Source organism: Parafrigoribacterium mesophilum (genome assembly GCF_039652555.1).
GTDB lineage: Bacteria > Actinomycetota > Actinomycetes > Actinomycetales > Microbacteriaceae > Parafrigoribacterium > Parafrigoribacterium mesophilum.
Genome location: NZ_JBDJAF010000028.1, coordinates 1 through 296 on the forward strand (window position 1 = coordinate 1; position 296 = coordinate 296).

Here is a 296-nt window from a genome sequence, read left to right on the forward strand (position 1 = left end):
CAGTCCGTCACCGTGTTCCTCAAGGCGCTGGGACTGACCAGCGCGGAGATCCTCGAGGAGTTCAAGGGCTACGCGTCGATCGAGGCCACCCTGGAGTAGGATTCCATCCTCACCAAGGAGGAGGCACTCAAGGACATCTACCGCAAGCTTCGCCCGGGCGAGCAGGTGGCTGCCGAGGCCGCCCGCGCCCTGTTGGACAACTTCTACTTCAACTCCTAGCGCTACGACCTCGCCAAGGTCGGCCGGTACAAGATCAACCGCAAGCTGGGAATCGATGCACCCCTGGGCAGTTCCGT

At 62.5% G+C, this 296-nt stretch carries 1 pseudogene; it reads left to right on the top strand.

Annotation, left to right across the window (positions count from 1 at the left end):
* A pseudogene (locus tag ABFX56_RS15965) lies at positions 1–296 on the top strand (hypothetical protein); the annotation flags it as partial.